Here is a 1,104-nt window from a genome sequence, read left to right on the forward strand (position 1 = left end):
CATGCGATTCTCTCGGCATGGCTCAGACCGTCTGCATCCTGCTTTCCGTCGAAGACCGCGAGCGTTTGTCCGCCGTCATCGTCGACCGTAACCGCCCGCACAAGCACATCCAGCGGGCCGACATCATTCTCCTGTCGGCAGAAAAACTGCCCGTCCTGGAGGTGTCGCGTCGTAGTGGCATCAGCCGTCCGAACGTGTGGCGTTGGCAGCAGCGCTTTGCCGAAGAAGGGGTCGACGGGCTGCTGCGCGACAAGACGCGCAAGCCTGGCAGGGCGCCCCTCGCGCCGGAAACGGTGGCCCGGATCTTGGCCTTGCCGTGCAGCGAACCTCCCGGTGAAGTGACCCATTGGACCGGTCGCGCTGTCGCCAAGACGGTCGGTGTCAGTCTGCGCGCCGTACAGCGAATCTGGGACGCCAGTCGGCTCCAACCGCACCGCCTTCGGACTTTCAAGACGTCCAACGATCCCGCCTTTGTCGAAAAGGTCGAAGATGTCGTCGGGCTCTACATGAACCCGCCGGCGCACGCCGTTGTCGTGTCCATCGATGAGAAAACCCAAATCCAGGCTCTTGACCGCACCCAGCCGGGTTTGCCGCTGAAGCCGGGGAAATGTGGCACGATGACGCACGACTACAAGCGCAACGGCACCACCACTCTGTTCGCCGCCCTCAACATTCTCGACGGCACCGTGGTCGGCCGGTGTATGCCGAAGCATACCAATCAGGAATTCATCAAATTCCTCAACGCCGTCGAACGAGCCGTCCCGGCGGGCAAAATTATCCACGCCATCGCCGATAACTACGCCACGCACAAGCATCCCAAGGTCCTGGAGTGGCTCGCCGATCATCCCCGCTGGGTCTTCCATTTTACCCCGACATCCAGTTCTTGGCTCAACGCCGTGGAAAATTTCTTCTCGATCATCACCCGTCAACGCATCCGACGCGGCACCTTCAAGTCCGTCCGTGACCTACAGGATGCCATCCGTCGCTACATCCACGAGCACAACAAAAATTCAAAGCCATTCGTTTGGACAAAGCCGGCCGACGTCATCCTTGCAAAACTTCAGCGCCTGCCCGTTGTATCTTCTGTTTGAGTCAATGCACTAG

1 protein-coding gene is annotated in these 1,104 nt (G+C 60.0%); it reads left to right on the forward strand.

What is annotated here, in order from left to right; all coding sequences use genetic code 11:
• The first annotated feature begins 17 nt into the window (after positions 1–17).
• Complete coding sequence (locus CWS72_RS27290; RefSeq protein WP_101253820.1) at positions 18–1,091, forward strand: IS630 family transposase; 1,074 nt, start codon at positions 18–20, stop codon at positions 1,089–1,091.
• Positions 1,092–1,104: the final 13 nt, after the last annotated feature.

The organism is Telmatospirillum siberiense (assembly GCF_002845745.1).
GTDB classification, from domain to species: domain Bacteria; phylum Pseudomonadota; class Alphaproteobacteria; order Rhodospirillales; family Magnetospirillaceae; genus Telmatospirillum; species Telmatospirillum siberiense.

Bases quoted from the DNA above. Each gene is read 5' to 3' on its own strand.
- CWS72_RS27290 (WP_101253820.1), top strand. From the start codon at position 18: ATGGCTCAGACCGTCTGCATCCTGCTTTCCGTCGAAGACCGCGAGCGT.